This window comes from Paracoccus aminophilus JCM 7686 (assembly GCF_000444995.1).
Lineage (GTDB): Bacteria > Pseudomonadota > Alphaproteobacteria > Rhodobacterales > Rhodobacteraceae > Paracoccus > Paracoccus aminophilus.
In genome coordinates, this window is record NC_022049.1 from 430,032 (window position 1) to 438,126 (window position 8,095).

The window sequence follows — 8,095 nt, forward strand, 5'->3', positions numbered from 1 at the left end:
GTCAAAAACCCTCCGTCTCGAAGATGACCGGCCGCGCGGCCATCATCCGCCTGCCGATCAGCGTGCCGCTTGGCGCGACTTTCAGGCGGAATTTCAGCTCGGCAGTGGCGGCAGGCAAAACCGGGGCAGGGGGCACGAAAAGCACCCGCGTCCAATTGAGCGTCGCCCGCACCGGCAGGAACGAGGCCGTGCCAAGCGTCAGCTTTTCGGGATCGCAGCGCAGCATCTCGGTGACCTGCTGGTTTTTCAAGACGCCGGTGACGCGGCGCAACGGCTCGGGCGCGTCGATCAGCACGCCCGCGACGCGGAAGCTTGTGCCCACGCGCTTCCACAGCGCAATCGTGCGGCCGGTCTCGCCGGGCAATGGCAAGGTGTCCGCGCCAATCGCCGCCAGCGCCGCGCCCATGTCGAGATCCGAGACCGAGAGCGCGCCCGAGGGCAGCACCATCGTATCGGCAAGGATGATCTCGGCGGGCGAAATCGGCCAAAGCGTGGTCGTCGGGAAGCCAAGCGCCGCCATCATCTCGCGCGGGTTGGCATAGCGCGAGGTCTTGAAGCGCGTCGCATGGACCTGCACCGGGCTTTGACCGGCGGGGGTCTTTTTGGGCGCGATCAGGTTGAAGTCATACATCGCATTGCGTTCCAGTTTGAACGTGCCGCCAAGCGAGAGCCCGCCAAGCGCCGGGCCATCCGGCAGACAGGGCGCGGCGGCCACGGCAGCATTGATGCGCGCTTCCGCCGGACGTTGCAGATCGCTTGGCGCCTTTGCCTTCAAGATCTTGATCTGCTTGACTTTCATCGCTGCGATCAAGGCGGCGGGACTGGGCTGCGGCGGCGGATCGGTGCGCTTGAGTTCCAGCGCGAGCTTGCGGTTATAGCGGTCCAGCAAAGCCTCGACATGACCGGCGGTGAAATGGACCCACAGCGGATCTTCAGTGAAAACGACATCGCGCCCGTCGGCGGGCTCTGTCCGGTCGAGGTAACGCGCAATGTCGCGCGGATCGAAACGGTATTCGTTCAGCCCATCATCGGGCGCCGCCGAGGGCAGCTCTTCGCGCGCGGCGCGGAAGCTGAATTTCTGGGTGCCGCCCGTGGTCCAAGGCAGGGTCGGCGGGCTGTCATAGGGCGTATTCGTCCCCGCCTCATTCGAGAGCCACGCCTGCCACGACCAGTCGATCTCGATGCGGTAATCAAGCCCGGGATCAAGCAGAATCTCGCGCAGGCTCGGCGGACTTTCCGGGGCCGCTGCCGCGCCGGTCGTGGCCTTGAGCGCATCGCGGGCGGCCTGATCCTGCGCGCGAGCCTCCTCGGCGCGGCTATCGATGCCGCACAGCGCCAAAAGCGTGACGCGGCTGCCTTGCGGGGTCAGGATCTCGAGACCCGAGGTATCGGGCAGGCTGGTGGGCTGGTCATAGGCCATGACCCGGCAGAGGCGGCCATCGGGGCCGGTGAAGCGCGCGATCTCGCTGGCGGCCCAGGCCACCGGCGCGCCCTCGACGCGGCTTTGCACCTCGGGCGCGCCGGTCGGCGTATCGGTGGGCGCGCGGCGCGGATCGGGGGCGGTGTCGTTGCGCTTTGGCCCGCTGGCGCTGCCATGACAGACCCGCCACAGCACCGCCTCATTCGAGCCGCCGGTCAGGATCAGCCGCGCCATGCCCGCGCCCGACAGATGGACCTCGACCGGGTCTTTCGCCGCCTCTTGCGCCTGCGCGATCAGATTGCCGCGCGCGTCGAACGCCGAAAGCGTCACCGGACCGCCGCCGCTGAAAATGCCAAGGCTGACCGCGCCCCAAGGCTGATCGGGGATGATTTCGAGGCCCTTGCCGGGAAATTGCAGCTCTGGCGTGCCATCGGCGCCGCGTTTGGGCGGCACCGCGCCTTGATCGACCCAATCGCTCAGGCGCAGGCCAAATTGCGGATCAAGCGCGGTGAAGCTCGCCCCGCCATAGCTGAAGCGGCCCGCAGCGACCTCGCGCGGGTTGGCTTTGGCGAAGCTGAAACATTCGAGCTGATCGCTGCCCAAGGCGCAGATGCGATAAAGCCAGATCAGCTTGGCGCGGGGCAGGATTGCGATTTTCTCGATCGGCGCCTCGGCCTCGAGCCGGACGGTCACGCTGCCAACCCCTTGGCCGGGCTCGAGAAAACTGTAGCTTTTGCCGCTCTGGTCGCTCCATTCGATCATCGTGCCTGCGGCCTCGCGCCGGAAAAGCGAGAGCTCGATCACCGTCGCGCCGGTGCTGGGCAGGATCACGAGACCGGGCATCCGGATCAGCAGATCGGGGCGGCGGTCCGCGCCCGCGATCGGGCTTGCCTGCGACAGATCGACATCATCGCTGACGGTGAAGGGACGGCTCGGCTCGATCGCCTCGAGCCGGTAGCCCGGCAGATCGAGCGCAGTATAATCGCCGCCGATCTTCAGCCCGTCGAAGCTCACGCAGCTTTTCGGCTCGTTCGACGGCAAAGCGTAGCGCCCGTCGCAGATCAGCAGCAAAAGCCGCCCACGCCGGACCCTGCGGTCGAAATCGGCGATCCAGGGCAGGGCGGTCTGGGTCATGCCCGAGGCGCTCGCAAGCTGCGCCGCGGGCAGGCGATAGCCGCGGGTGAGCGGGCCAGTCGGCCCCGCCACCGGCTGGGGCAGATCGGTGACATCGCCCGCAAGCACCATGCCGCCGCTCGCCGCGACCATGGCGGAGAGCGCGGCGGTCTCGACAAGGCCGGTTGCGCGGAAAATCGCGGGGCGGCCGGTCAGGGTGAACCAGCTGGGATAGGGGCCGGGCGGCGGGGTTTCGTGCAAAAGCCGGATGCGATTCACACCGCCGTCGCGGGCGGTTTCGCCAAAGAGACAGGACCGCGCGGGCGCGGGCACCGGGGTGCAGAGATTGGCGACGGTTTCGGCGGGATCGCCGGGCTGGCTCGCACCGCCATCCGACATCGGCAGCGCCCAATCCCACGGCACCCAGTCGAGCAGTTTGAGGCTTTGCACCTCGGCCCCCGAGGCCGCGCTGTCGCCGCCGGTCGGCTGGCGCGCGGGCGAGGTGATCCAAGCGGAGAGGAGCTTTTTCGCCCCGCTGACCGGCGCGCCATTCGAGACCCGGACCAGCCGCACATCGTCGAGCCGATAGCGATATTGCAGCCGGTTCGAGCCAAACCACGGCTCGCCCGAGGGCTGGCCCGCAAAGTCGAATTGCGCCCTAGGCGCGGCATTGACCACCGCATGGGCAAAGTTGATGACCGGCGCGGTATCGGGCCAGACGGTGTTGTTGTCGCGCGGCGCGGCGCCGGTGTTTTGCAGCTTGCCGTTAACCTCGGTCATCTCGAAAATCGCGCGCGCTTGCAGGCCGGTGCCCTCGGGCGCGGCCTCGCCCATGATGCGCGCCGCGCGGTCGGTCAGCACCACAGAGGCGACCGGCGGGGGCGGGGCGGGCGGGCTGATTGCCGGGACCGAGCCGATGCGGAGTTTGACGCAGCCCTCGATCGAGAAGAAGAAGAGATCGACCTTGCCGCAGAACTCTCCGTCGAGCGAGATTTGCTCGTTTTGATAGGTCAGGATGATCTGGCCGCGCGCCTCGATCGAGATCACGACGAGATCGAGCTCGCCCTTGACAAAAAGCCCGGCCTTGATGAGCAAAGGATCGGTGCCAAAGCCCGCAAGCAGCAGGACCGAGGCTGAAAGCTTGATCGGCCCGGCGCTCCAGCCAAGCTCGGCGCCTGCGCCAAAGCCGACCGAGAAGCCCTGGAACGAGAAATCGGGCCGCCCGCCAAGGTTCGGCAGGCCGTCCTGCTCGATCATCAGATAGGAAAAGGCGCGCAGATTCAGCGTCTCGGGCAGAAGCGTCAGCGTCACCGGCTCGCCCGCGCGTCCGGCCTGCCCGTCCGAGCCGATGCGGACGTAAATCCCGCGCCCGGAATAGGGAAAATAGGCCGCAATCGGCGCGGTGACCTTCAGCACTTTCGGGATTTCATAGCGCGCGGCGACCGCCATGGTCACGGCGCTGTCGTCGATCACGATCAGCCCGATGATCGTCGCATTCTGGTCTCCGCCCTTTTCCTTCGCGCCTTTATCCGGCATTTTCAAGAGCTTGACCTCGACGCCGAAAATAACCTCGGGGTCGGGGAAGGCCACGACAATCATGCCCTGCGCCGACATGCAGAACGAAGCATCGGGCAAAGTGCCCACGACCGCGCCGATCCCGAGCGCATGCTGGTCCTTTTGCGGCGTGTATTTGTCCTCAGGCTTTTTCATCCACCAGCCGATCTCGCGCTTGACGATATCGGTCTCGCCCGGCAGCGCGCGGGTGCCGTTGATGACGGTCTGGCCGATGAAGCCATGGATGGCGCAGCCGGTGCTTCCCAGCGGAATGCCGACCGGGAATTGGACCTTGGCGAAGAGGTTGATGAAGGTGAAGGGCGGCGGGCCGGGCATTTGCGCCATGGCAAAGGCCGCCGAGGCTGAGAGCTTGATCGGGATGATTTCGAGATCAATCCCGGCCTTGATCATCCCGCCCGGATCCTCGATGCGCAGCCGCCCCTCGCCCTTGACGGTTTTCGGGATGTCGATCTTGGCCACCAGCCCGCGCAGCGAGAAAGTCGGGATCGGGTTGGCGCCGTCGAAGGTCACGCGGATCGCGGCCTCGGAAATCTCGACGACGCCGATGGTCAAAGCAAAGGCAAAGCGGGTCTCGACCCAGAGCGAGCCCTTGCCGAGCGCGGTTTCGACCGCGCGCAAGAGCTTGCCCAAGACCCCGTCGATCTTCCATTTGCCGGGATCCTCGATCTCCATCGCATCGGTCGGATATTCGATGCCCAGCTTGTCCCACCAGTTGCTTTTCGCCTGATCGAACTTCACGCCGACGTTTTTGTACCTGAAAACAACGGGATGGTCGGGATCGGTCTTGAGGCCAAGCGCCTTGGTATCGACATGCAGCACGGTCGTGTAATCGCTGCGCAGCGCGATCTTGTAGCCGTCGCCGGGCGCGGAAAGATTGCCGATCTCGGCCATCGCCTCAAGCTTTTTGAGAATGGCTTTCGAGCCCGGCGCGACAATCACCGAAGCCACCCCAAGCCCCGCCGCCATGGCAGAGATCCGCGCGGCTTTCTCGACCGTGCCGCTGGTGGAATTCACCCCCGAGAGCAGCACCGGCCCCAGCGCAAAGGTCGCGACGAGATTGGGCTGATCGACCTTGACCAGCCCCTCGGGATCGCCATCCGAGCGCATCCCCACAAGCGAGCGCGTGAAGCCGGTCTTGTCGTCATGCGCCCAGCTTCCGTAAATCGTATAGACCTCGCGCCCCATCGGCACGGGCTGGCCGCCAAGATCGGGCAGGGGGTTTTTGTCCGGGCTCCAGGCGAATTCGAACTCGGCCTTCGAGGGGATGAGATCCTTGAACCCCTCGCCCGTCGGCTTGTCCCAGGCGACCAGCAGCTTGACGCGGTAATCCATCGCGGGCGTCGAAGCCTCGGCGGGCACCGGCGCGGCATTGGCGCCGGGCACGAGCATCCGGCGCAGCTCGGGCGCGCGGGCCGGGCTGAGTTGCTGGCGGATCGCGGCCTCCACCGGGGTGCCGCCGACCGCGTAGATGTCAACGCGGCGATAGCTGGCGCGCACCGCCTCGGCCGGGTGGCTGGTGTCGCGCACAGGCGGCGTCGCATTGGGCGCGGTCGGCCAATTGCTGCGATCGACCAAAGGCTGACCGCCGACGGAAGCGGTGATCAGGCGCTGCGCGGCACGCTCTGCCGGGGTGAGCGGCGTGGTGCCGGGGTCATCAAGCGCCGCATCCTGCTCGCCCCATGCCTTGACGCGGTTTTGGGCAAGCGCGCTAGGGCTGCTGCCCGGGGCAGGGGTGGTCAGAAAGCGCAAGCCGGTGTCGCGCCGGGTCTGGGCCAAGGTCTTGTTATAGCTGTCACTTCCGATGTCGTCGCAGCGCCCGATGACGAGGAAATTCGCGCCGGGATAATTCGCGGCCCAAGCCAGAAGCTGGCGCTGCAAATCGGCGGGACTGCCGGCTGACGCGACCGCCGCCGGGCGCAAACCGCCCCAGCCAAGCGGCGTGCCATTGGCATATTCAAAGACGATCTGGACATGACGGTCATATTCCGCCGTCGCAGACGCGCCGCCATCGGACAAGGTGACGAGCGCCAGCGCCCCATCGGGCACATCGACCTTGGCGGCAATGCTCGCGTCGAGCTTGGCCGTGTCGCTCAGCGGGCGATAAGCGGCGCGGGCGCGGAAATCGACGAGATCGAAAGTGCCCTCGACCGCCGCCGGATCCAGCGCGACGCCGGGCGCGCTCGCCGCGACCACGCCCTGACGCGTGCCGATCAAAAGCGGCTTACCCTCGGCGACCTGCAAGCGGATGCGCGAGACGCGCTCGCGCCCGTTCGCGCCAGTTTCCCTCAACGTCAAACTGGTGTCGCCCGCGAGATCAGCGGTGGCGAGCGTCAGGCTCGCGCCCGGGTGATCCGCGCCCGTCTCTCCGAGTTTCCAGACGAAATTGCCGGGCGCCGGGGCGCTGGAGCGCGCGGTAAAGGTCAGCGCGGCCAGATCACCGGCCCCGCCCGCCACATGGATCGCATCGGGCAGCGTCCCCGCGCCGGTGGTGATGTCGATCAGCGGCACCTCGCCCGAGGCCACAAACCGGAAGCTGATTTCGGGATGGAGCAGAACCGGGCGGCCCGCGAGATGCTCCTCTGGCGTTGCGCGCAGGATCTGGCCATGACGCACGCGGCCCGTGGCCGTGTCGCCGGTGGTCTCGCTGCCATCGGGCCAGCGCCAGGTAACCTGCCAATCCGAAACCGCGCCGCCCTCGGGCGGGGCCGGGTTTTGCAAACCGACGGCGATCTGAACCGCCTCCTCTTGGCCCGCCGTGATCGCGACCAGCCGCGTGTTGCCGCTGCCGGTCGCGCCAATCGCGCTCATCCCGTCTTGGGTGAAGCGGAAGGTCGCGGGATCGAGCGCCGCGCGGCCCCATTGCACCTCGAATTCGCCCTGAAGCCCGCGCGGCGAGCCGATCAAGAGATTGCGCACCCCGCCCGAAAATCCGCCCTGACCCAGCGCATTCGGCGGCGCGTAAAAGGTGCCCTCCGCCAGAGCAAAGCCGATCCATTCGCCGCCATGGCCGAGATTGGTGATGAATTGCGGCGAATAGCTGTCCGAAAAGTCGAAAATCAGCTGGTTCAGCGTCATCGCGAATTGCGAGCTGCCGAAGAAGAAGCTCGGCGGGTTGCAGCGCAGATTAACCACGGCTCCGGTCTTGGCCAGCGGATCCTGCGCCGAGGGGTTGTCGACAAACATCAGCACGACCGGATCGGCATCCGAGGCTTTGGCAAAGCGGATCACCGCCTCGCCCGAGATCACCACCGCCGTATCCTTGACCTTGCGGATGAGACGGCGTGGCGTCGTGCCCTGCTCCTTGACCAGATCCGCGCCTTGCAAATCCTTGAGCTTGAGTTGCAGCCCATCAACCACGAGATCGAGGTGCCATTTCCCGGGCGGCGTGTCGAATTCCGCCAGCCGGAAGGGAATGCCCGAGGTCACGCCCGGCAGATCAAGCTCGCCAAAACCAAGATCCATCGGCTTGTCGGTCGCGGATTTCAGCACGCCCACATGCTGGGTTCCGTGAGGTCCGGGCGCAGTCCCGAAGGGCGTCGAGACAACATCCTTCGTCATCAACCCATTGACAATATTCCGAAAAACTCCCGGCAACAGCGCGCCGAAAATCTTGTCCAGCGAAGTATCATCCGGAATAGGCATGGCAGCACTCACAGCCGATGAGAACAAGGCAGGCGTGTTCAGGGAGTTCTGAGTGAAGATGCCCTTCATCCTATCACAGATCTTTGATTCGCCTCGCGCGAAATCGTGACCGTTCAAACCCGCTCAGATTGTCGGTATTTTTCGGGAAACCCGGCGGGACGTGCGGCCTTGGTTCAGAACTGCCCCGCGTCCGCCCGCAGATCATCGCGGCTTGACGAGAGGGCGTGTCGGAACGACCGAGCCACCTTCGTGCCACAAGGCGACCCGCACAGATATCTCTTTGTTTTCAAAAGTCATCTGTGCAGATCAACCGCTCCAACCGGATTGCGCCCTACCAACTCCCCG

The 8,095-nt window shown here is 66.0% G+C and carries 1 protein-coding gene; it reads right to left on the reverse strand.

From position 1 onward, the window contains the following. Nucleotide 1: 1 nt before the first annotated feature. Nucleotides 2-7,666 carry an OmpA family protein gene (locus JCM7686_RS20050; RefSeq protein WP_020952543.1) on the reverse strand — a complete coding sequence of 2,555 codons (7,665 nt, stop codon included), beginning with the start codon at nucleotides 7,664-7,666 and terminating at the stop codon, nucleotides 2-4. Nucleotides 7,667-8,095 lie beyond the last annotated feature (429 nt).

Coding starts and splice junctions, on each gene's coding strand:
- JCM7686_RS20050 (WP_020952543.1), bottom strand. CDS start 7,666: ATGACGAAGGATGTTGTCTCGACGCCCTTCGGGACTGCGCCCGGACCT.